This window comes from Aeromonas sp. 2HA2 (assembly GCF_029237345.1).
GTDB lineage: Bacteria > Pseudomonadota > Gammaproteobacteria > Enterobacterales > Aeromonadaceae > Aeromonas > Aeromonas salmonicida.
In genome coordinates this window covers 1-20,029 of record NZ_JAACGB010000015.1, presented here as the reverse complement: position 1 = coordinate 20,029, position 20,029 = coordinate 1, and the positions used below count along the sequence as shown (strand labels likewise).

Here is a 20,029-nt window from a genome sequence, read left to right as displayed (position 1 = left end):
ACATAACAAAACTGTCACTTTTACAGTTGTACTTGTCACCTTTCCGTTGTAGCCATGCTAGTGAGGAACTCTTAAGGAAAACTTAAGACTGATGTCTGAGGATGATTTTCAGTGATGTGAACTCAAGTAATGGATGACTCTTCTCCTGGCTGTCGTGATGCCGCTAGGAAGAAGGTTGCTTGGATCAGATTAGGAAGGGGGATACTGTTTAAAGGTGTTTAAACGCCTTTTTCTTGCATTTAACGGGGGCCAGGCATACCAGTGTGGCGCTCTGCCCCTCATAAACGCGCCCACAGGCTTAGGGCTAGTCCGCCGTCAGATAGCCTTCCAGCGTCTCCATCACACTTTGCTGGTCTGCTTCCGACAACCCCAGATAGGGGCGCTCGGGCAGGTTGATCTCGGGGCGGCCGAACTGGTGAGCAGCACCATATTCCAGCGGGGTACCGAAGTAGAGGGTCTGTGGCTCGGCCTGATAGTTGAGGGTATCGCGCAGGTCATCGTTGAGGCGCAGCACGTCATCGGCATGGCGCGGCTTGTGGGCGTGGTACTTCTCCGAGAGCGGGGCCCAGGGATCCCCTTCCGGGCTCTCTTGCGCATCCCAGCGATCCCGATGGGACAGCTGCAACCCTTCCCCGACATCGGCCAGTGGCTCGCTGAGATCGCCGGTGCGCTGGTAGAGGCGAGCCAACAATTCGTGGGCATCGGCCACGCCATGGTGGCTAATGGCGATAAAGCTACCCGCCATCAGATCTCATCCTCAAAGGTGGTCATGTAGTGCAAGGCTTCCTCATCCGCATTCGCCATGGCGGCCTCCCAGAGATCCCCCATCAGGTCGGCTTCCGCATCACGGGCTTGCTCGCATAGCGCATCCAACGCCTTGGCTTGCGCCAGGGTAAAGGGGCCATCCTTTGCCAGCAGGGCACTGGCTTGTTCCAACAAGGTCATCCTCTCTCTCCTTTGCCACTGGCTGCCGTGGCCTGGGCCAACATGGCCTCCACCCGTTTGGCCAGCTCGGGGAAATGCGCCACCATGGCGTCCCTGGCCAATACCCAGGCGGCAAACGCCTCGGCGGCGGCCTCCATCCTGGTCTTGCCGGCATACTCGGTCAGCAAGCCAACCCCCGTCAAATTCGGTTCACCGGCCCAAAAGTGGACCTGATGTCCCAGTTCGTGCAGCCAGGTCGATACCCGTTGTGCCGACTCACCTTGCCTGGCCCCCACGTTGGCCGAGACGCTCCAATGGCGGCGCAGGGTCTCACCACTGGTCCCTCTTGGCTGCCATTGCCGGGGACCGCTGTTGCTCTTGGCATCCGCCACCACCTCGGTGGCAGCCGCTTGCACCGCCTTGATATCGACCGTCTTTAAAGTATCGCCCCCCTTTACCTTGATAACCAGATGATCCCAACTTTTGGCGGTAAAGCCATTGGTCATGCTGGCGCGGCGAGAATGGTAGAAGGAGCGCACCAGGTAAGCATCCTTGCCCAGATACTCGGCAATGGCCGGGGCAACCTTGAGCCCGGCGGCCCCCTTGCCCATCTCGGCCTGCTTGATAAACAAAGTCTTGACCGGGTGCACCTTGAGGAAGGCCGCCAAGGGCTCGCGCTGAGGGGCTGGCAACTGGGCCAGCAGGTCACTCAAGCCCTGCGCACTCACCCCCTTGGCACTGGAATAGGCACTCTCCACCATCCGTTCGGGCAGCCGCTCGGCCAGCGCTGGCTTGGCTGCCTCTCGCTTGGCCACGGCCTTGGTCAGGTCTGCAGGGGTCTGGGGCCGGTAATCAAAGCCGGGGTCGATACCTCTGGGGATCTTGTGTAGCTCCCCGGTCGCCTTATCCACCCACTCATAATCGCCGTCATCCGGCGCCTTGCCGACTTCAAGGCCCCGCCGCTTGAGGTCGGCGGCCGAGAGCAGGAGTTTCTTGCACTTGCAGCCATAACCGTTGCTCGGGGAATGGGTATTCCACCAGGGGTGCTCCACCGGCAGCACCAGGTTGTTCCACTTGAGGTGCAACTCCCTCGGGTGCTCGGAGTCCCCATGGCGATAAAGGGCATAGGGGCGCTGGTGTTTGATACGCTCAATCTGATCTTCGCGCCCGGCGTTATAACTCTGGCGCAGGTTGGTCTCGAAGATGACCCGAGAACGCCACGACGCCGGGCCGGTATGATCCCAGCCGTGACGGGCCACGATCTCCTTGAATGCCTTCTGAAACGCGCCGATGGATTGGCCTTCACTGATCGCCTTGTCCACCGCCCCACGCAGATCAGCCAGCAAATCTGTCTTGGTAGCTCCCGCCACCATAAAGGCGCGGTTATGGGCATCGCGCCACACATCAGCCCAGCGCTCGCTCGGTATATCGAGCTTCTGGCGAAGGAAGGCGATCGCCTCGGCAAAGGGGAGCGAGCCATATCTGACTGGTGAAGAGCGAACCGGCATCAGCGACCCTCCTCCACTTCCAGCATGCCGAGCAGCTCGCTGGCGGCGATGGCCTGGGCCAGCAGGGCGCCCAGCTCGTCATGACTGAGTGCTGGCTCCAGTGCCAACAGGCCATCCCGGATCTCCTCCAGGGTGGTGGCCTGCATCACCAACGCCTGGATGGCATCTGTCATGCCTGCCAGCAAGGGCGCCACCTCGGCCTGCAGCCGGGCCAGTTGGGCGTCGTTGTTGTCCCCTCGCGGCTGAGCCTTGCTGGCCACAAGCGCAGCCAGCCCAGGGGGGGCAGCCTGAGCGGCGAGCTGCGCCTTGAGGGCTGCTTCCCCCGGCGCGGCTTGCTTATCGACGATAATCAGCACCTCTTCCCCCTCCTTGGGAGCCGGGATCTGCAGCTTGTCGCGCACCCACTGCGCCGGGATCTGCATCCCCATCCCCACCAGGGCACGCAGCGGATAGGCCAGATCGCGCATATCCTCCGGCTCGGTCACGTCGAACTCCAGCCGTGGGCAGCGGCGCGGCCCCTGATAGCTCTTGCCGTTCAGGGCATAGAGGGGATAGACCAGATCCCGGGTCAGGCTCGCGGCCAACTGGCGCAAGTCGGCATCTCGCACCTCCTGGCGCACCTCGTTATGGACGTTGCCCAGCGCATTGGTCGAACTCTTGCCATCAGCCTGGGAAGTCAGGGTGCCACCCAGCACGGCCTTGCTGATGGAGCGCTCGCACCACTCCATCATCACCACGAAGGGATCGGCCTGACCGCTGGCAGCGTTCTGGAACTCGATCTCCATCCCCCTCGGGATAATGCCCCCGGCGTTATGACCGATTGAGAGTACCGCCTGCAGCAGGGTTGTTTTCTCTTTCTCGGTGGCCCCCTCCGGGTATTTGCCCAGACGCACCGGCAAACCGTAGATCTCCAGAAACTCGGCCAAGTCGCGCACGCTGTAGTTCTTGAACAGGAAGGGCCAGACCAGGGTGCGGATAAGGCCGGTGCGGGCCAGATAGCCCGATTTGGATTTGGCCTTGTGAACCAGCCAACCGAACGGGTTTAGGCCTGCCCCCTCCTTGCTGCCATCGCGCAGCCGCAACTGATTCCAGTCGTCCGGGTGGGTCTGAAACCAGGCGGGATCACGCCAGACGATGCCCTTGGGCAGTTGCAGCCCCTCCACCAGCTCCCAGCCGCTGAACTCCTGGGCACTGAACCCCTTGAGCACAGCATCGGTGGCGTCAAAGATGGCATCGTCGAACCAGGTGAAGTCTTCAATCAGCTCGCGGATCATCTCGCTGTCGCGCTTCTCGGCCGGGGTAGCGTTGCGGGGTGGCTCTATGATCCAGCTCACCCCCAGCAGGGAGCGACGGCGCTTGCCAAGCTCGCTCTGCAGATGGGCATCTTTCTCCTCCATGTCTTCGGCCAATTCGCACTGAGCGATAAGGCTCCCCTCCTCCGCCTCTTTCAACGCCGCAGCAGCCTTGCCCGGCGTCAGCCCCACGGTCGGGTGCTCACTGTAGTGGCGGCGCAGCTGAGCCAGCTTGGCATCGTTCTCGCTCTGCGGCTCTTTCTGCAGGCGCAGCGGATTGCCGTGTATGTCTATGATCCCGCTCATTACCAAGCCCCCCTCTCGAATCGGTGATAATCGTCATTGCGCTTTTCGTCACGCTTGCCAGGCAAAGGGGTGAACTCGATGGCGCCCCCTTCCATCCAGCTGGCCCGTACCGCCATGGCCAACGCCACCGCAAAGTCACCGTGACGCTGCTGGCCGCCCTGGCCGGTGTTTTTGCCCTTGTCTATCTTGGGGATGCCGTTGATGACCTGGATCTTGCCCAGATCGTCCTGCACGTCCGCATGGCGCGGGATTGTCAGGTTGCCATCCTCAAACTCGGCCTTGAGCTTGGGCATCCACTCCCGATACCAGGGGTCATTGAGCATCACGCATTCGATCATCCCAGCCCCCCAGCGTAGCCGGGCAGCCTCCGCCAGATAGCCGCCGTTGCCGGTGGCATCGAAGGCCGCCGCCGTGAAGCGGTACAACCCATGCAACAGGTAAAACAGGATCTGGCGTTGGGTCTCATAGGGGGCGTTGACCAGCTCCACCACGAAGGGCACCCGTTTGCGCAAGTTGGTCGCGATGGAGAGCGGCACAAACACAGAGAGATCCCCCTTGCGGGCGAAGTCCTCCCCCAGCACATGGCGGCAACTGCGATCGAGCGCCTCCAGGCAGGGCTTGAGGTGCTCCTCGCACCAGAGCTCGGCCACTGCCTTGCGGGTCTCCTCGCTTTGCAACTCGAAGTCCTTGGGGGCGGTAAAGCGCAGAATAGGAATATCCGGCTGCATTGCCCGCTCAATCAGCACCCGCTTGATATAGGCGCCGCTGCTCTGCTTGGGCACGCAGAAATACTCCTCCAGGGCGTCTTCTTCGGTGGCGGTGTCCTTGAGCAGGCCCGCCTTCCAGGCTTCCTCTGCCTCCGGCGTCCAGGACGTTCCCTTGACCTGGCAGATCCGGCGATAGAGCCCCTGCCGGCAGGCGTCGTCCAGGGTGATGGTGTGGATGGAGTAGCGTTTCTTGCCGGCACGGCTGTCGTTGATGAGCTGGTTGAACAGGTTATCCACCCCGTTGTGGGTGCTGATGAGGCGCACCTTGGCCCCCCACATGGTCAGCGCCAGCGCGGCTTTCAGCACCTCGGCCAGCCGGTCGTGGAAAGCGGCCTCGTCAATGGTCACATTGCCCTGCATCCCCCGCAGGTTGGAGGGGTTACTGGAGAGCGCCTGCACCTTGAAACCGGAGGCGAAATAGACCACGAAGGTGAGGATGGCTTTATCCTCATCGTCGGTGAATACCTCCTCCTGGATCTCACCGGCAGCCTTGTTGAACGCCTTGGCCCACATGGCCACGGCGTCGATAAACTCGCGAGCCATCTCTTTGTTGCTGCCCACGTAGAAGTGATGACCACCGCCAGCCGCTTTTGCCTTGGAGGCCGTGAGCGTGGCATCGGCGGCCTCGGCCCAGGTGATGCCGGTACGGCGGCTCTTCTCGGCAATCTTGAGCGGGCTCTCGTCAGCGATCCAAATCTTCTGATACGGCAGCAGCACCTCGTCGGGGCTGTATTCGGTGCCGAGCTCTTGCGCCAACTGCTGGGAACGGGCAACGGCGGTCTGCGCCATAGGGCTCTCGCTCATCAGGCAATCCCCAGAATTTCACGGCGAATGGCTGCGGCAGCCTCACCGCTCAATCCCGCCTGGGTGACGATCGCCTCTGTCTTGGCGGCCACCTCTTCAGCGAAGGCCTGGCGGATCTCCTTCTCCCGCTTGTGACTCTGCATGGCGGTGGATTCGAGCCGCTGGGCCGCCAGCATGGCGTTTTTCAGCATGTCGATATCCACCGCCTCCTCCGGGTTCTGCACCTGGGCCAGCATCGCCTTGAACAGCTGGGAGCGGCCGAGCTCCAGGATGAGCTTGGTGGTCTCCCCCATCGGCTTGTCACCAAGCTGGGAAGTCAGTGCCGCCGTGGTCTCTCGCAAGTCGCGCAGGTGCTGACCCACCTGCTCCACCTGGCTGGCATGGCGACTGAGCCCCGAACGGGAGAGCTTGAGATCCTCAGGCAACCCGGCCTCTTCGATGAGACCATTTATCTCGTCCAGAATGGCGGCCTGGCTGTTGCCCTTGTCGCGCAGCAGGGCGTTGAGGGCATCGCGGATAGGCTCGGGCAGCAGCCACACCTTGCTGGCGCGGCCCCGGGTCGGTTTCTCGGCCATGGCTAATCCTCCGCCCTGGGCTTCTTGATGCCCGGCACGGTTGCCCGCCCTTCTGCCACGTCCTGGCCACGACCGGTGAGGTGGGCCACCTGCACCTGGGCGAGGTGCTCGATGCGCACCAGCCCCTGCTCTTCCAGCCAGGCCAGCAGGGTCTTTACCCGATCCCGCGTCACCCGGCCGGTACCCAGCTGATCGAGGCAGTCATTGAGGATCGACTCGTTGGCCGCGCCACCGATATCCAGCAGGGAGCGCAAGATCACCAGGCGCTGCTGGGAATCCAATATCGCTTGAATGCTCATGCTTTCTCCTTCTGTGCCGCTGCGAGTTCATTCTCCAGCAGCATGTCGGCGAGTCGGCGGGCTTGGCGCAGCTCCGGCTTGACCTCTCGCAGCTCACCGCGCAGCTCGCTTATCTCCAGCTGCAGCTTGTGCAGCTCCCGCTCGCTCGGCAGATCGATCAGCGCCTGCTCCACCCGTTGCACCCGCGCCACCAGGGCGGTGAGATCTTCCCGTTTGGCGTAGGTTTTGGAGAGCAGGATGATCACCACCAACCCCACCAAACTGGCCAGGGCATACAAGGGCCCCCAGTTCTTAACGATGAATTCCCACACGGACTGCCTCCTTGCGCTCATACAGGGTCTGGCACTCGATGCAGCGCTCGGCACCCGGTTCTGCAGCAAGGCGCGAGGGCGGGATGGCGTCATCGCAATCGCAACAGATGCCATCCCCCTGTGGCCTTGACCTTGTTTGATGGGATTGAATAAGGCGCCCGGTTCGCTCGGCATCGAGCTGCTGGGCGCGGTCTATGGGGTCGCTCAAGGTCGTCTCCTTGCAGGCCAGTTACTTGACCACATGGGTCGCTTTGAGGCGGCCCCAGATAGCAACCAGACCACCGACTGCGCTAGCCAGATCCACTATGGTGGTGGCAAGACTGGCTTGGGTGCCAACATCGACCGGCACACCGAACAGGCCGGCAATACCTGCACCGACAGCAATCAGGCCGCCAATCACGGTGCGGCTCTTGAACGCCGACTTTGCTTGGGGTAACAGAGAATCAGCCATGTTGAGGCTCCTTATGTGGGGGTTGGAACTGACAGGGGGAAAAACGGGCACGGGCCCGCAGGCGATCCAGCTCGGTGACCGAACGCCACCCCTGAGCAAACAGGGATTGACGGGTGGCGTGGTGGCTGTAAAGCGGGATCGTCTCCAGGTCTGCACTGGTGGTGTTCGGGTTGGCCAGGTACGCCTTGAGGTGGGCGCGGCGCCCATCCTTGAAGCAGGCCAGATAACGGGGGTTCTTGAGTTCAGGAATGCCAAAGCAGCCAGCGGCCTGGATCCCTTGCAGCGCCTGGCGGCGCTTCTTGATGAGGTTGGTGCTAACCAAGCTGGGTTTGCTCATGCCACCTCCCCGAACCGGGTCGAGAGCAGATAGCTTTGCAGGCGCAGCAGGCGGTTGACCCAGCCCCAGGCGTTGGCCCATTGACTCGGATCTTTGCGCACTATGCCCAGCATGTAGCTGGCGCGGATTTCCAGTAAGCCAAGCAACAGGGCGCGGCCACCATCCCGACCCGTCTTGGCGGCCAGTACCCGCAAGGTTTGCGGGCCCAGTACCCCATCGGCCAGGATGCCGAGCGCTTGCTGCAGCTGGCGCACCGAACGGCCAGGGCCGTGGTGGACTGCCCCATCGAATAGCGCAATGGCAATCAGCGGGCAGACGCTATCGACCCGATCACAGCGGGCAGGTAACCAGTAGTTGGCTCGGTAAAACAATTCGGTGTGAGCAGGTGTCAGATCGCGAATGGCGATATCCGGTTGGCCGTCTCGATCGAGGTCGGCCATGCCGTCTTTCTTGCCATCGGCGGCATCGGCGATGCCGTATTTGGTGTGGCCGCCCCGGTCGGCCGGGTGATTGGCCTCACCCCCTTCCACATCGGGACGAAGCAACCAGGCAAGTGCGGAAGAAAAGGTATCAGGCAACATAAAGGCCCCTCGATTAACTGCGTTATCCGCAGCGTACCGAGGGGCCTTATAGGCGGGGGTTTATGGTGGGTTAGTGGCAATTCAGGACCTTATCAACCTTCTTCAAGCTCAATAGAACTTGTTGGCCGTCTTGCTTTCTGGCGGAGACAGAGTGTGGTAACGTTATTCACATACCCATATGACCACTTCAAGAGATATTATCGTGGATTGGAATGTATTTTTTAGTACCATCAGCCAGACGTCCGGCGCTATTGTCGGTATATTTTCTGCATTCCTAATAACTAAAATCGTATCCAACCAAGCTGATTTCGCAAAACTTAAAAATGAGACCATTCATAATCTTATAGATTCAAGGACATTGGAAGCAGAACTTAACCTACATGATTTTCCTTGGTACAATGATGAGATTAGAGATATAGAGCTTCGAAAAATGGAGAGAGACTTCAAAGACTCTCTCGATGATAACATTTGGAATGATAACTTTATTCTCACCCCAAAAGAGTACATGTCAAAATATAATTTCTCTCCTTTTGAAAACCCCAGTGAATTATTAGATGCAGTTCGTATGAAAAGATATGAACTAAAGTTACAATTACAAAAAAGAAAGGAAAGGGAACAAAATCCTCAACCTACCCATCCTTTCGCCGCATCCATGTTAGAAAACGGATTCGTTCACGATATATTTCATCCAGTTCCATATGCACTGTTAGAAACAGAAAAAAATAAAATAGAAGCGTTAATAATAAAAGTTGAGCGTCAAGCAAGAAGGAACATTGTATTAGGCATTGAATTACGCGATGGTATAGATTCAATTAATTTAGTCACCTATTCAATCATCGCCGCTCTTATGCTTTTCTTCTCTGGCGTAATTTACCCATTAAGTTTCCTACCTTGGGAAGCTGGACGTGAGATTCATCTCTCTATTTCATCATTCTGGGGTATTTTATTTTCTCTGCAGGGATTAATGCTAACTATAATATCTATAACTTTCTCTGGGCTGATGCTCGTGTTTTTAATCATCAATCGCCGACTAAAACACAACCCAGAACTACTTTCAGATGTAGCACATTACAGTGACATATCAAATTACTCACCATTCCTGTCTAACTATATGAAACAAAAAAGAAAGCCCTAGAGGGAAGTTTTCTATTTTACAGTTTCGAATTTACGTTATAAATATGAAAACCCTATTTTGCAGGGCTTTCATATTTAGGTGAATCTCTTCATGCTTGTTAACCAAACAAGTCAGGCTGGTGCCGACGCCGAGTCAGTTGCCGCTGCTCTGCTACCACTGCATAGACCTGCGGTACAGAGAGCCCGTGCTTGCGGGCCAGCTGATCGATATTGCGGCCGTTGAACTCATCCCAGATGGCCCGGTCACGCAGGGCTGCCTTGAGGTGATCCCCGGTCGGGATGTAGTAGGCGCGGCCACCCATGTAATGAGCCTGCACCAGTGCCAGTTTGCGGGCTTGAGCACGGGCAAGGTCGGGTGTCATTCCACCTCGACCCAATTCGCAGGCCAGCACATCCACCAGTTCGGCCAGCGCCTTGGGCCATTTGGCTGTCAGTTCAGTTACCGGGATCTGGTCGAGCCGGTCCACCAGCAGCCCCAGTGACTCATGATCATCGGCAAACAAGTCGAGGTTCTTATCCATGCTGTATCTCCTCAAACGCCGCGAGGATGGCCTGATAGCCTGCCACTCGTCCGGTCTTCTCATTGATGGGGACAGTTTTCTTGGCCGTCTGCAACACCTTGACCATCTCCCGCTTGTGCCAGTTTTTGAGGGATTCCAGCACCCGGTACGCCAGCGCATCACTGAGCCAGGCCACCTCTGCGACCCCGATCCCTTTGTTTATCCGCACCGTCTGGCGCTCGACGTAATGATTGAGCGCTGTCTCGCTGCCATCGCGCAGCAGGCCATGGCGGTGCATGGTGATCCAGACTGCCCGGATAACACCTATCTCGCCCGTCCTGACCAGTGCACCGCTGACGGGACTTAAACGCTGGCTGACAGCCCCTTTAACAGGACGTTTAGCGGTCGGTTTAAAGCCTGCTGCCTTCATGGCCACCAGCACCTTGTCCAGCTCTTGCAGGGTCAGCTCGGCTGCCGAACGCTTGCCGCTCTGCTGCGTCAGCAGCTCACGATAGGTCTCTTCATCAAGCCCCAGAGCGCGCCTGCCAACCTGGACCAGCCGGATCAGACGAGTGCGGTCACTGCTTGGCTTATTGTTCTGCTCATCGCTCTTGATTGCGCTCACCTTTCCCTCCTGCCTTTGCCGTCCAGATTTGTCCTGCCGCCATCACGTCCGGCCCGCTGCGCCACTGAGGGCAACGGCTATAGAGCCACTGCTCTGCCTGCTGCTGACTCAGGGGGCCGAACTTCATCACATAGGCCAGTAGTTGCGACCAGTTAGACATGGCCATGACTGACCTCCCCCACAATAGTTCTATCCCGCTGCAGCTCGGCCACCAGTTGCCAGCGCATCTGGCAGGCTTCCCCTGCCAGAGCGAAGAGCCCTTGTGCGCGGGCCTCTTTATCAAACTGCTTGAGCTGTTTGCACACAGCTCGTTTATCAGGGGCCGCCTGTGCAATGGCTGCCGCGCTGAAAATCTTGGTAAGCCGAATATCCATCTCTGTTTTGGTCATCGCCGTGCTCCTTTATCGAGGCGGTGCAGACCTGGGCCCAGATCGTTCGGTTGCTCATCAGTACCCAGCCACCACGCTGGATAGACGGGGCAAGCCCCCGTTTCGCTTAATTGGTCAGGTGTTTGCGGGCCTTGTTCACGATGATGGTCAGCATGGCCATCCTGGATTTCTGGTTGGCGGGATGACCGTAACGATTGATGAAATCAACGGCCAGTTGCGCCTCCTCCAGAGCCTGCTGTGGATTGCTCATCAGCAGGCATTCCAGCGAGCTTTTCGCATCGGCCACACTGGTGCTCAGAAGTGCTTTCACGTTTTCCATTCTTCCTCCGGCTACTCATCAGTACCCGGCCACCACGCCGGGCAGACAAGGCGGCAGAGCCGCCCTGTTTCGCATGGGATTAGCGCTCGAACTGTAGCGGCTTTACCCCTTCATACTCGTCGGCATTGAGGGGGACGGGTCCCAGCCCCAACGCCCAGAGCAAGGCGGCTTTGATACCATCCTCATAGGTATCGTCGGGATAGCAGGTGCCTTCGGTTTCTGTGATCTGCTCACAGAGCAACAGTTGCTCTTCGGCTTTTTCCACGTTGATTTCCATTGCGCACACCTCCCTTACAACTTGGCCAGATCCAGGCTCATCTGGATGTAACGGCCCTGGCCATCCCGCTCGTAGAGCCGCAGATATTGGCTGGTACCGGTCACCTGAATGGCATCGACAGCGGCTTGCATAGCCAGCAGCCAATCCGGGTCATCGATATTGAGCTGGCGCAGGGAGAGCACCTGATTGACGTCGATATGACCGCTTTTGGATACCCGGAATGCATGGTCTACCAGGGCGCGGATCTCACTGCTGGCGCCATCGCTCCAGCGTTCAATGCACTGGTCAATCAGTGCTTTGGCAGCCTGGATCCGTTCATCAAATTTGCGGTGCTCCCCCACTGCCCGAATGAGCTTGTAACGACCATCAAAACTGAGCAGGGTGACATTGCCCTTGGTACCGCCCCACGCCACGCCGTACTGCTCGGCGGAGAGGTCTACAAAGTCGGCAATCTGCTGCATGGCGTTTATCTTGAACGCCGCAAGGCGGGAGCGCTCTTCATGGGCGGCCGCGATGATGGCCATCACCACTTCATCACGCAGCTTGTCAGCCGGAGCGATCAGGTTTTCCGGTACCCAGTGCCCCTGGGCGTTCTGACGCATCGGGGTTGTGCTGGCGGTCTGTGCTTCTTGCATGGGCTTCTCCTTAGTGGATCTTGTTACTGCCAGGCATCTGATGGCCCACATAGGCCGCCTGATCCGGGGCTGATGCGCTCGCCTGTTCTTCCTGGTGAGTCGCGCCGCAAAAGTCGAGGAACTTGGGTAACTGGCGCAGCACCACTTTGGCCAGCTCTTCGTCCTCTATGTCGATCTGGATCTTGACCATTTCCGACTCCTTACTGGCGCCAATGCAGCACGCAGCCACCAAAGCGCACCAAGGCAACCTCCCGCACCACCCCCGCCAGACACTCGCGGCTCAACACGGCACGCGCTTTCATCTCGCTGGGCAGTGGCCCCGTCACCGCCAGCAGCGGGGTATGGCAGATCTGGCTGGTGCGAACTTCACAGCCTTTCGCGGTCAGCCAATGACGCAGTTGCTCGGCGGTATTTTGCAGATTCTTCTTCATCCCATTCTCCTTGTGATCTCAATCACTGGGCCCACCGCACACCCCGAGCCCGCTGGTTTACTGGTTGTTCTTCTCGGTTCGATCGAGCAGTCGGTTGTACTTGATGCCCATGATCTTGAGCTCCTCCGCCAACAGCTCGGTCAGGATGCGCAGGGACGAACTGGCATTCTCTCCATCGCTTTTTGCCTGTCGGCGCAGCCGGGAGAGGGTGGCCTCAGCGTCATAACGGGCGCTCTTCTCTATGCCTCTGCCGCCTTGTTCGACGGCAAGGCGCATCGGTCGGCGCAGTTGCTGATCCTCACTGAGCTGGCTATGGGGACAGCCGCTATGACAGGCCTTCCAGAGCTTGATATCCATCGGTCTGGTCCCTACCTCGTCCGCTCTTCGGCGCTGAAATGCCAAGCACTGATGCACCGGTATTTCGCCCAGAATCGGGCACATCACCTTGCTGCCCATCAGCGCCCCTTCCACCAGGGTTTGCACCCTTGCCATATCGCCGGGATATTTCTGGTTACAGACCTGGCTGATAGTGGTTCTGGATAAACCAAGCTTGTCGGCCACCACGGCCAGCGAACTGGCTGCGACTTCGGCCTGTAACACCTCAAGCCACGTGTCCATGTTTTTCCTCCTCAACCAGGAACGGATAGAGCCGCTGCTGGTTCTGATCCCAACAACCGTTTTTGCGGACAATTGGGGCAAAACGACCGGTATCTTTCAGCAACTGGTACTTGGCGACCTCTCCACAATGAGGCATGGCTCTGGCTTGTACTTTTACGTAGCCGGCTTTAGTCAGTGCCTTGGCATATATCCCTGCATGGTTACTGGTTGAATCCGAGGTCATCGCTAACTCAGCCAGCGTAAACACACGACTAATTTTCATGGTGTTCCACATCTTCTGCTGGCTGGTTTTGCGCCGGCTTTTCCTCTTCTTCCGAGGGGCATAAGGTCCTTGGTTGGTGCCAAATTTTGGTGGTTCATTCACATCCGAAACTTGATACCGATTGCAGCCAAATACCTCTCTCTGACGTAAGGTCCCTTCCACTACGCAATGGAGATGTCCGCTCGCCAGCCAACGACGCATCAGCGCATATAAATTTGCTTGCTTAACGCCTGTCGCTGCGAGTAACTCAATCATGTCGAACGAGTCCTGTTTACACATCCACAACCAAGCCTCTTCCGTCTTGGACTTATCGCTGATATCAACCACTGGTATCCCTCCCGTGCTTTGTTGTTATTTGCTGGCCCTCGCGGCTACCGGTTGCGGCGCACGTCATGCAGCAGTTCGCTGGCGTCGACATCCTCCAACCGGATAATCCGGGCGTCAGAGGCCATGGCCATCTTCTCGATCTTGTCCAGCGCCGAGACGATGGTGCGCACGACACCGTTTGAGCGCTTGCGGATGAGATCCAGCAGGGCATCGTCGATCTCCACGTCTACCTCCAGCATTTCGCTGGCTATCAGGGAGACGTCCTCCAGATCGGCGGGTTTGAATTCGATCCACTGGGAGATGCGGTTAAACAGCTGCTTGCGCTGGCTGATGCGGCGGGCAATCTCTTCCATGCCCACCAGGATCAGGGGCTGCTCGGTGGCATCGTAGATATCGCGCAGGGTCTCCATGATGCGGGCATTGCCGACCACGTAATCCGCCTCATCCACGAAGATGGCCAGCTCTTCGGCCCGCACGGATTCGACGATGCTATCGACCTGAGCACGCAGGTTATGGCGCTGGGGAATGCCTATCTCTTTGGCGATCTGCTCCAGCAAACTGGTCACTGTGTCGGCCTTGTAGCAGCGCACATAGATACCGTTTACTTCGTCCTGGTTGAACAGCCACTCGACTGCCGTAGTCTTGCCAAACCCGGAGGGGCCGTGGATCAGACCAATCCCCGGCACTATGCTGGAGCGGTTGAGCAAGTTATCGAGCAGCTGCTCGGTCTTGATCATGTTTTTGACTTCAACAATCTTGTGTTTCATAGTGGTTTTGTCCTTTGTTTCTGGTTTAACGGGGCCGCACGCTAACCTTTTGCCTGGGCGCTGCGTGTGGCCCTGACTTCATCGAGATGGCGGTGAATCCGTTTCGCCATCAGCTTGTGGCTGTAGAGGTATCGGGTCAGCCACTCCTTCTCCCGCTCCGTCAGCGGGGCATCCAACTCCTTCTCTGCCAGGTAGATGGCCTGTTCGTACTCGGTCTTGAGTGCTCTGGACTCTTGCCCTGCCGTTGCTTGCTGGCGGGCGGCTTTCTCTTCTCGCCTGGCCTCAATGGCGGCAAGTTCTGCAGCACTGAACTGAGCCGGTTCAGCGGGTGCAGCAATGCCCGATAGCGCGGCCAGAGCCGGGTTATCGAGGGTGAGATCGCTGCGTTGAAACTGGGCGATATCCCGCGCCTGGGAAACGAAGTGGCGCACTACATCCTGATGGAGCTGGTCGATGCCAAAGGTCTTGGCCACATTGCGCATCTCGCGGCGAAAGCCGGCCAGCGCCTTGGCATCGGCACGCTTGGCGGCGCGGAAGGCATCTGGGCTGACACCATTGCCCAGCAGTTCGATGTTCACGGCCTCGATCCGCTCGTTCCAATCCCCTGTGCGATACAAGATGGCGCGGCCCACATCGCTGGGGTCGAGGAACACGCTGACCCGCTGGCTCTTCCAGTTGTGCTCCAGCAGCTCAGGGGCCGTGTATTTGAGCCCGCCCGCTTTGATGAAGCCCTTGGAGACGGTGGCCTCACCGACATGGTTGAGCAGCAGATCCAGCGCCGACTCGTCGCCAATGGCCCGCCGCTGATAGCGGGCATGACCATATTTCTCGTTGGGAGTCATCCCCAGGGAGCCGTGTTTGCGGTTGTGGTAGCGGGCATCGAGCCAGTTATCGAGCAAGCTCTGCAGCTCACAGGCCGTCATGGCCAGCTCGAAGATCTCCTTTTCAGCATCCGGTTTGCGTTTCTCTTCCAGACGCTGAGCAAAGCTCTTGCGCGCCTCGATCACCTGCCGGTCGGCCACGCAGTGCCCGATATAGGAGGGCAGCAACTCGATAAGGCCGTGGCTCATGGTGCGAAAGAAGCGCTCTATGTGCGGTTTCTCCCACCCGGAATAGGCGTTGGAGCGGCTGACGTTCATCCCCAGCAGGGTGCAGATGGACATGACCCGCTGGCTCACGTAATCAGAGCCGTTATCGGTGCGCATCACGCCGTTATCGTTTAGGGTGCCCCAGGCCAGCAGGGTCTTGCGCAGCAGCAGGCAGATCCCCTCGCTTGATGAGGTCTTGGCCACCAGCAGGCGCACCCGGCGGGTAAACACGTCGATCACTGCGATAATGCTGTGACGACCATCCACCAACATGGCATCTACCGGCGTACTGTCGAACTCCCACACGTCGTTGGGCTGAGCCATCCAGGGATACATCTCCTCGATCGCGCTGCGGTATTTGTTGTTGTAGGCATCGGGGTTGGTGGCATAGGTAAAGGCCACCTTGTTGTCACTCAGCCATTTGACCATCCAGCGGCGCAAGGAGGATTGGCTGGGGATGTGCCATCCCAACTGGTTCATCTCGCTGTATTGGCTGGCGAGCTCGTGCAGGGCGCCCCACTTGTTGGCCAGATGGGGTTTGGCAGTGACCAGGGCCGTCAGGAACTGGGCCAGATCCGGGCTCTGCTCCACGGTCGATGGCCGCTCCCGCTGATAGTTGCCGGCCAAGGCTGCGGGGCCTTCATCAGCCAACGCCCCCTGCCAACGGCGCAAGGTGATCAGGCTGAACGGTTTTTGCCGGTCATAGACGCTCGCAGGGAGTGACAGGCTGCGGGCACGGTAAGCCTCGATAAACGCCCGGCGCCCCACCTCCCCTTGCTGGCAAGCTTGATAAGGCGCCAGAAAAATATCGGCGGCCTGCAGGATCAGCAGCCTGGCATCAACCTTCTGACGCGCCCCCTCCCCCAGCGTCAGCAACTTGCGACCCGCATCCGGTTTGACCGGCACCTCACGCGCCAGCAACTTGGCCATGGCCTTGCCGCCAGCAGCGTGATCGGTCACGGCTTGACCTTGTTCAGCCACGGCTCTCTCAGCCAGATAGCGGCGGGTTTCTATCGGCAGCGAGCCGATGTGGTATTCGGCCCCTTTGCCTTTCTCGCGCCTGCGGCTTTGCCACTCTTCTCGCTCGGCCTTTTTGCGTACACCATCGGGGTAAGCAGGCATGCCGACCAACCCGGCCAGCGCCTGGGCGGTGTACCAAGTGCTCATTGGTCACCTCCCAGCAGATCGATCTCCAGCGACTCGGAAAGCAGCGTCATGATGGTGCGGCTTTCTCGCCGTTTGGGGCTGACCCCCATGGCTGGGGCATAGTGTTTGATGCAGCGCTGTACGGCTCTGGGGTGCAGCCCTTTGGCGCGGGCCCAAGCAGCTTGGGAATATCCGCGTTTTATGAGCTCAGCCCTGATCCACTCTGGTGTTTTCCCTGACATACTCACCCCGTTTCGGTATCATCAAGTGTCGCGGCGCGTATCTTTATCATTCATAAAAGAATGATCTTATGTCGCAATGCGTCACATATGAATGATTGATCACCCCAAAAAGATTGACAAGTCTTTTTGTGCGGAATTTTTTGTCTATCGACTCACCAGCATTAGCCACTAGCCGAGAATTCCTTGTATGTCAGAGCGTTATGAAGAAAAACCACAAGCAGTACAAAAAGACGGTGAGGTATCTTTTCTGACGACGGGAATGGATACTCTGAGCGCTCGTCTGGATGCGCTGCGAGGAAATCTGAGTTACAAGGCATTTGCCGAACTGGTGGGGATGAGTGAGTCGGGGATGCGTAAATACTTCCCTCCGTTCAATTCACTGCCCACCATCGACAAGGCGCTACGCATCGCGCGGGTGTTCAATGTGAATCTGGAGTGGCTGGCCACCGGCCAAGGCCCCAAGCATCCAGATGTAGATGCCGAGCAGATGGTGCGACGTGATGAGTTTGATGAGGAGTACGCGCTGATCGATGGCTACCATGTCACCGTCAGTACCGGCCATGGTGCGTTTAATGATGATCACGAGGTTAAACGCAAGCTGGCCTTTCGCCGCAAGTGGCTCACGTTTCGCAAGCTAAACCCGGATAACCTGGTGGTAGTCTTCGCCAAAGGCGACAGCATGGAGCCCACCATCCACTCTGGTGACTCTATCCTGGTCGATATCAGCAAGAATCAGATCGAAGATGGATCCATCTTCGTGTTGCGCCTTGGCGAAGAGCTCTATGCCAAGCGCCTGCAGAAAAACTTCGATGGCGGGATCACTATCATCAGCGATAACCGTGATGATTACCCGCTGCAGGTAGTTCCTGCGAATCAACTGGAGAACCTGGCCGTGATCGGCAAGGTAGTCTGGGCCGGACACGACTTTTTTTAAACTGTCGCGCTTCAAAACGGGCTCTAAACAGTAGCTTTAACCCCGTTTTGAAGCGCCAGCTCCTGTTTTTCATTTCCAGCGCATTCACGCCAAGAGTCACGTACCGTCTTTCATTTTGGTACCGCGCGCACCTGGCGCCTTCCGTTCCCCCTCCAAGCCTTGTCAGCCTTGAGTTTGTCCCGCGATCTCCCACTTACTTTCGGTTGCTCCCGGCTTTTTCATTCTTAGTGGTCGGTTACACGTGTCCTCAACCAGATAGGCGTGGTCGCCAAGCTCACCACCCTCTTGGCGGAACATGGCATTGAAAGCCTGGTTTTCGATGAAACCAAGCCAAACCCCACCATGACCAACGTCGAGTCGGGTCTGGCCATGATCAGGGCCAACGGCTGCGACTGCGTCATCTCACTGGGGGGCGGCTCACCCCACGACTGCGCCAAGGGCATCGCCCTGGTGGCCGCCAACGGCGGCAGCATCCAGGACTACGAAGGGGTGGATCGCTCCGCCAAACCGCAGCTGCCGCTCATCGCCATCAACACCACAGCCGGCACTGCCTCTGAGATGACCCGCTTTTGCATCATCACGGACGAGGCGCGCCAGGTGAAAATGGCCATCATCGACAAGCACGTCACCCCGCTGATGTCGGTCAACGATCCCGAGCTGATGCTGGCCAAACCGGCCGGCCTCACTGCCGCCACCGGCATGGATGCCCTGACCCACGCCATCGAGGCCTATGTCTCCACCATCGCCACCCCTGTGACCGATGCCAGCGCCATCATGGCGATCCAGCTCATCGCCAAACACCTGCGCACCGCGGTCAATCAGGGCGATGACCTGCACGCCCGCGAGCAGATGGCCTATGCCCAGTTCCTGGCCGGCATGGCGTTCAACAACGCAAGCCTGGGTTATGTGCACGCCATGGCGCACCAGCTGGGGGGCTTTTATGACCTGCCCCACGGGGTCTGCAACGCCGTGCTGCTGCCCCACGTTCAGGCCTACAACGCCCAGGTAAGCGCCACCCGCCTGAAAGATGTGGCACGCCATATGGGGGTGGATGTGAGCACCATGAACGACGAACAGGGCGCTGCTGCGGCGATTGCCGCCATCAAGCAGCTGGCGCTGGACGTGAAGATCCCGGCCGGTCTGGAGCAGCTCGGCGTCAAGGCCGATGATTTCGACGTGCTGGCCAGCAACGCCCTGAAAGATGCCTGCGGCTTCACCAACCCGAAACAGGCGAGCCACGAAGAGATAGTCGCCATCTTCCGCGCCGCCATGTAAACCGCATTGCCAATGGATAGGAAAAGGGGCCTGATCTGGCCTAATGCCGATCAGTTAAGGATCCATTGACCGATCCTGCTGATGTGTAAAAATCCGAAACCTATTGATTTGGTTTCGGATTTTTTATGCGTATCGAACAGGCCCTCGACTTCCTTCACGCCAGCAATACTGCCCAGTTTGAGTCACTATCTGACCTCATTCCCCCTGCGCTCATCACTACCCTGCTCGCCGAGGAGGATGTCGTGACCCTGCGCCGTCGCCGCATGCCCATGGAGCGTCTGGTCTGGGCTATCATCGGCATGGCCATCTTCCGCCACGTCCCCATGACTCAGCTGGTCAATCAGCTCGATATCCTCTTGCCCGGTGACCGCCCCTTTGTCGCCCCCAGCGCCTTCCTGCAAGCTCGCCAAAAGCTTGGCCACAAGAGCATTGAGCGGCTGTTTCACGAGACCGCCACAGGCTGGCACCAGCAGGCCAATCACCCCGGTTGGGCCGGGCTGCAACTGCTCGCCGTCGATGGCGTGATGTGGCGCACGCCTGATACCCCGGACAATGCCGCCGCGTTTGCCAAGCCTGGCACTCAGCATGGGGAGACTGCTTATCCGCAAGTGCGCATGCTTTGCCAGATGGAGCTGACCAGCCACCTGCTCACGCAAGCCGTCATGGAAAGTTGCGCCGTCAACGAGATGGTGCTGGCCGAGCAGCTTATCGCGCGCACGCCGGACCACTCGCTCACCCTGTTCGACAAGGGGTTTTACTCCCTCGGTCTGCTCCACGTCTGGCAAACTGCTGGCAGCGAGCGTCACTGGCTGCTGCCGCTCAAAAAGGGCACGCAATACGAGGTGGTACGCAAGCTGGGGCGCCAGGATGCATTGGTGCAGCTCAAGACCAGTCCACAGGCACGC

28 protein-coding genes, 2 other RNA genes and 1 pseudogene are annotated in these 20,029 nt (G+C 58.7%); 4 read left to right on the top strand and 27 right to left on the bottom strand.

What is annotated here, in order from left to right; all coding sequences use genetic code 11:
• Positions 1-304: 304 nt before the first annotated feature.
• From GWQ29_RS17435 to GWQ29_RS17380, 12 genes are read right to left on the bottom strand one after another with little or no spacing between them, the layout of a single operon-like run.
• On the bottom strand, positions 305-745 hold the full coding sequence (locus tag GWQ29_RS17435; RefSeq protein WP_275919938.1) for a phage virion morphogenesis protein: 441 nt from the start codon (positions 743-745) through the stop codon (positions 305-307).
• A complete protein-coding gene (locus GWQ29_RS17430; protein ID WP_275919937.1) occupies positions 745-945 on the bottom strand; it encodes a hypothetical protein in 201 nt (66 codons plus the stop codon). Before GWQ29_RS17430 ends, GWQ29_RS17435 begins: the two co-directional genes overlap by 1 nt.
• Positions 942-2,432: a phage minor head protein gene (locus GWQ29_RS17425; RefSeq protein WP_275919936.1), complete on the bottom strand. Its 1,491-nt coding sequence runs from the start codon at positions 2,430-2,432 to the stop codon at positions 942-944. Before GWQ29_RS17425 ends, GWQ29_RS17430 begins: the two co-directional genes overlap by 4 nt.
• The gene (locus tag GWQ29_RS17420; protein WP_275919935.1) at positions 2,432-4,030 is read right to left on the bottom strand and encodes a DUF935 domain-containing protein; all 1,599 of its coding nucleotides are present in this window, start codon (positions 4,028-4,030) and stop codon (positions 2,432-2,434) included. Before GWQ29_RS17420 ends, GWQ29_RS17425 begins: the two co-directional genes overlap by 1 nt.
• Complete coding sequence (locus GWQ29_RS17415) at positions 4,030-5,601, bottom strand: terminase family protein (protein ID WP_275919934.1); 1,572 nt, start codon at positions 5,599-5,601, stop codon at positions 4,030-4,032. The genes GWQ29_RS17420 and GWQ29_RS17415 overlap by 1 nt, the downstream gene beginning before the upstream one ends.
• Complete coding sequence (locus GWQ29_RS17410) at positions 5,601-6,176, bottom strand: DUF3486 family protein (protein ID WP_275919933.1); 576 nt, start codon at positions 6,174-6,176, stop codon at positions 5,601-5,603. Before GWQ29_RS17410 ends, GWQ29_RS17415 begins: the two co-directional genes overlap by 1 nt.
• 2 nt (positions 6,177-6,178) lie before the next feature.
• Positions 6,179-6,475: an ArsR family transcriptional regulator gene (locus GWQ29_RS17405; protein WP_275919932.1), complete on the bottom strand. Its 297-nt coding sequence runs from the start codon at positions 6,473-6,475 to the stop codon at positions 6,179-6,181.
• Positions 6,472-6,786, bottom strand: a complete 315-nt coding sequence (locus GWQ29_RS17400) for a DUF2730 family protein (RefSeq protein ID WP_083195382.1) — start codon at positions 6,784-6,786, stop codon at positions 6,472-6,474. The genes GWQ29_RS17405 and GWQ29_RS17400 overlap by 4 nt, the downstream gene beginning before the upstream one ends.
• A complete protein-coding gene (locus tag GWQ29_RS17395) occupies positions 6,767-6,994 on the bottom strand; it encodes a TraR/DksA C4-type zinc finger protein (RefSeq protein WP_083195381.1) in 228 nt (75 codons plus the stop codon). Before GWQ29_RS17395 ends, GWQ29_RS17400 begins: the two co-directional genes overlap by 20 nt.
• Positions 6,995-7,015: 21 nt before the next feature.
• The gene (locus GWQ29_RS17390) at positions 7,016-7,237 is read right to left on the bottom strand and encodes a hypothetical protein (RefSeq protein WP_065402776.1); all 222 of its coding nucleotides are present in this window, start codon (positions 7,235-7,237) and stop codon (positions 7,016-7,018) included.
• Complete coding sequence (locus tag GWQ29_RS17385) at positions 7,230-7,574, bottom strand: hypothetical protein (protein ID WP_275919931.1); 345 nt, start codon at positions 7,572-7,574, stop codon at positions 7,230-7,232. Before GWQ29_RS17385 ends, GWQ29_RS17390 begins: the two co-directional genes overlap by 8 nt.
• Entirely contained in the window at positions 7,571-8,155 is a 585-nt protein-coding gene (locus tag GWQ29_RS17380; protein WP_275919930.1) for a glycosyl hydrolase 108 family protein, read from the bottom strand. Before GWQ29_RS17380 ends, GWQ29_RS17385 begins: the two co-directional genes overlap by 4 nt.
• A gap of 202 nt (positions 8,156-8,357) precedes the next feature.
• Here GWQ29_RS17380 and GWQ29_RS17375 point away from each other — a divergent pair, with 202 nt between their 5' ends.
• Entirely contained in the window at positions 8,358-9,290 is a 933-nt protein-coding gene (locus GWQ29_RS17375) for a hypothetical protein (RefSeq protein WP_275919929.1), read from the top strand.
• A gap of 97 nt (positions 9,291-9,387) precedes the next feature.
• Here GWQ29_RS17375 and GWQ29_RS17370 read toward each other — a convergent pair whose 3' ends face one another.
• The 15 genes from GWQ29_RS17370 to GWQ29_RS17300 form a co-directional block, all read right to left on the bottom strand.
• Positions 9,388-9,810, bottom strand: a complete 423-nt coding sequence (locus tag GWQ29_RS17370) for a Mor transcription activator family protein (RefSeq protein ID WP_275919928.1) — start codon at positions 9,808-9,810, stop codon at positions 9,388-9,390.
• Entirely contained in the window at positions 9,803-10,414 is a 612-nt protein-coding gene (locus GWQ29_RS17365) for a regulatory protein GemA (RefSeq protein ID WP_275919927.1), read from the bottom strand. The genes GWQ29_RS17370 and GWQ29_RS17365 overlap by 8 nt, the downstream gene beginning before the upstream one ends.
• Positions 10,392-10,580, bottom strand: coding sequence for a hypothetical protein (locus GWQ29_RS17360; RefSeq protein WP_275919926.1), 189 nt, complete (start codon positions 10,578-10,580; stop codon positions 10,392-10,394). Before GWQ29_RS17360 ends, GWQ29_RS17365 begins: the two co-directional genes overlap by 23 nt.
• Positions 10,567-10,803 carry a hypothetical protein gene (locus GWQ29_RS17355; protein WP_275919925.1) on the bottom strand — a complete coding sequence of 79 codons (237 nt, stop codon included), beginning with the start codon at positions 10,801-10,803 and terminating at the stop codon, positions 10,567-10,569. The genes GWQ29_RS17360 and GWQ29_RS17355 overlap by 14 nt, the downstream gene beginning before the upstream one ends.
• Before the next feature lie 44 nt (positions 10,804-10,847).
• Positions 10,848-10,911, bottom strand: an RNA gene (locus GWQ29_RS17350) — hammerhead ribozyme type II.
• Positions 10,910-11,122: a hypothetical protein gene (locus GWQ29_RS17345; protein WP_275919924.1), complete on the bottom strand. Its 213-nt coding sequence runs from the start codon at positions 11,120-11,122 to the stop codon at positions 10,910-10,912. Before GWQ29_RS17345 ends, GWQ29_RS17350 begins: the two co-directional genes overlap by 2 nt.
• Positions 11,123-11,127: 5 nt before the next feature.
• An RNA gene (locus GWQ29_RS17340) (hammerhead ribozyme type II) lies at positions 11,128-11,197 on the bottom strand.
• Positions 11,198-11,201: 4 nt separating this feature from the next.
• Positions 11,202-11,399 (bottom strand): hypothetical protein, encoded by a 198-nt coding sequence (locus GWQ29_RS17335; protein ID WP_125729407.1) that lies wholly within the window; start codon positions 11,397-11,399, stop codon positions 11,202-11,204.
• Between the two features lie 14 nt (positions 11,400-11,413).
• Positions 11,414-12,034 (bottom strand): DUF3164 family protein, encoded by a 621-nt coding sequence (locus GWQ29_RS17330; RefSeq protein WP_125598313.1) that lies wholly within the window; start codon positions 12,032-12,034, stop codon positions 11,414-11,416.
• A 10-nt stretch (positions 12,035-12,044) separates the two neighbouring features.
• Positions 12,045-12,224 carry a hypothetical protein gene (locus tag GWQ29_RS17325; RefSeq protein WP_275919923.1) on the bottom strand — a complete coding sequence of 60 codons (180 nt, stop codon included), beginning with the start codon at positions 12,222-12,224 and terminating at the stop codon, positions 12,045-12,047.
• A 10-nt stretch (positions 12,225-12,234) separates the two neighbouring features.
• Positions 12,235-12,465 carry a hypothetical protein gene (locus GWQ29_RS17320; RefSeq protein ID WP_125729406.1) on the bottom strand — a complete coding sequence of 77 codons (231 nt, stop codon included), beginning with the start codon at positions 12,463-12,465 and terminating at the stop codon, positions 12,235-12,237.
• A 57-nt stretch (positions 12,466-12,522) separates the two neighbouring features.
• Positions 12,523-13,083: a transcriptional regulator gene (locus tag GWQ29_RS17315; protein ID WP_265461182.1), complete on the bottom strand. Its 561-nt coding sequence runs from the start codon at positions 13,081-13,083 to the stop codon at positions 12,523-12,525.
• Complete coding sequence (locus GWQ29_RS17310; protein WP_265461181.1) at positions 13,067-13,672, bottom strand: hypothetical protein; 606 nt, start codon at positions 13,670-13,672, stop codon at positions 13,067-13,069. Before GWQ29_RS17310 ends, GWQ29_RS17315 begins: the two co-directional genes overlap by 17 nt.
• Before the next feature lie 44 nt (positions 13,673-13,716).
• A complete protein-coding gene (locus tag GWQ29_RS17305) occupies positions 13,717-14,439 on the bottom strand; it encodes an ATP-binding protein (RefSeq protein WP_125598302.1) in 723 nt (240 codons plus the stop codon).
• Between the two features lie 41 nt (positions 14,440-14,480).
• The gene (locus tag GWQ29_RS17300; protein WP_275919922.1) at positions 14,481-16,694 is read right to left on the bottom strand and encodes a DNA-binding protein; all 2,214 of its coding nucleotides are present in this window, start codon (positions 16,692-16,694) and stop codon (positions 14,481-14,483) included.
• Between the two features lie 408 nt (positions 16,695-17,102).
• On the opposite strand from GWQ29_RS17300, the gene GWQ29_RS17295 reads away from it, so the two are divergent.
• From GWQ29_RS17295 to GWQ29_RS17285, 3 genes and pseudogenes are all read left to right on the top strand, one after another.
• Entirely contained in the window at positions 17,103-17,849 is a 747-nt protein-coding gene (locus GWQ29_RS17295; protein WP_256684104.1) for a helix-turn-helix transcriptional regulator, read from the top strand.
• 240 nt (positions 17,850-18,089) lie between these two features.
• A pseudogene (gene yiaY / locus GWQ29_RS17290) lies at positions 18,090-19,124 on the top strand (L-threonine dehydrogenase); the annotation flags it as partial.
• A gap of 125 nt (positions 19,125-19,249) precedes the next feature.
• Positions 19,250-20,029: IS4 family transposase (locus tag GWQ29_RS17285; RefSeq protein ID WP_275919921.1), on the top strand; the 780-nt coding region annotated here is incomplete at its 3' end.

Coding starts and splice junctions, on each gene's coding strand:
- GWQ29_RS17435 (WP_275919938.1), bottom strand. CDS start 745: ATGGCGGGTAGCTTTATCGCCATTAGCCACCATGGCGTGGCCGATGCC.
- GWQ29_RS17430 (WP_275919937.1), bottom strand. CDS start 945: ATGACCTTGTTGGAACAAGCCAGTGCCCTGCTGGCAAAGGATGGCCCC.
- GWQ29_RS17425 (WP_275919936.1), bottom strand. CDS start 2,432: ATGCCGGTTCGCTCTTCACCAGTCAGATATGGCTCGCTCCCCTTTGCC.
- GWQ29_RS17420 (WP_275919935.1), bottom strand. CDS start 4,030: ATGAGCGGGATCATAGACATACACGGCAATCCGCTGCGCCTGCAGAAA.
- GWQ29_RS17415 (WP_275919934.1), bottom strand. CDS start 5,601: ATGAGCGAGAGCCCTATGGCGCAGACCGCCGTTGCCCGTTCCCAGCAG.
- GWQ29_RS17410 (WP_275919933.1), bottom strand. CDS start 6,176: ATGGCCGAGAAACCGACCCGGGGCCGCGCCAGCAAGGTGTGGCTGCTG.
- GWQ29_RS17405 (WP_275919932.1), bottom strand. CDS start 6,475: ATGAGCATTCAAGCGATATTGGATTCCCAGCAGCGCCTGGTGATCTTG.
- GWQ29_RS17390 (WP_065402776.1), bottom strand. CDS start 7,237: ATGGCTGATTCTCTGTTACCCCAAGCAAAGTCGGCGTTCAAGAGCCGC.
- GWQ29_RS17385 (WP_275919931.1), bottom strand. CDS start 7,574: ATGAGCAAACCCAGCTTGGTTAGCACCAACCTCATCAAGAAGCGCCGC.
- GWQ29_RS17380 (WP_275919930.1), bottom strand. CDS start 8,155: ATGTTGCCTGATACCTTTTCTTCCGCACTTGCCTGGTTGCTTCGTCCC.
- GWQ29_RS17370 (WP_275919928.1), bottom strand. CDS start 9,810: ATGGATAAGAACCTCGACTTGTTTGCCGATGATCATGAGTCACTGGGG.
- GWQ29_RS17360 (WP_275919926.1), bottom strand. CDS start 10,580: ATGGCCATGTCTAACTGGTCGCAACTACTGGCCTATGTGATGAAGTTC.
- GWQ29_RS17355 (WP_275919925.1), bottom strand. CDS start 10,803: ATGACCAAAACAGAGATGGATATTCGGCTTACCAAGATTTTCAGCGCG.
- GWQ29_RS17345 (WP_275919924.1), bottom strand. CDS start 11,122: ATGGAAAACGTGAAAGCACTTCTGAGCACCAGTGTGGCCGATGCGAAA.
- GWQ29_RS17335 (WP_125729407.1), bottom strand. CDS start 11,399: ATGGAAATCAACGTGGAAAAAGCCGAAGAGCAACTGTTGCTCTGTGAG.
- GWQ29_RS17330 (WP_125598313.1), bottom strand. CDS start 12,034: ATGCAAGAAGCACAGACCGCCAGCACAACCCCGATGCGTCAGAACGCC.
- GWQ29_RS17325 (WP_275919923.1), bottom strand. CDS start 12,224: ATGGTCAAGATCCAGATCGACATAGAGGACGAAGAGCTGGCCAAAGTG.
- GWQ29_RS17320 (WP_125729406.1), bottom strand. CDS start 12,465: ATGAAGAAGAATCTGCAAAATACCGCCGAGCAACTGCGTCATTGGCTG.
- GWQ29_RS17315 (WP_265461182.1), bottom strand. CDS start 13,083: ATGGACACGTGGCTTGAGGTGTTACAGGCCGAAGTCGCAGCCAGTTCG.
- GWQ29_RS17305 (WP_125598302.1), bottom strand. CDS start 14,439: ATGAAACACAAGATTGTTGAAGTCAAAAACATGATCAAGACCGAGCAG.
- GWQ29_RS17300 (WP_275919922.1), bottom strand. CDS start 16,694: ATGAGCACTTGGTACACCGCCCAGGCGCTGGCCGGGTTGGTCGGCATG.
- GWQ29_RS17295 (WP_256684104.1), top strand. CDS start 17,103: ATGTCAGAGCGTTATGAAGAAAAACCACAAGCAGTACAAAAAGACGGT.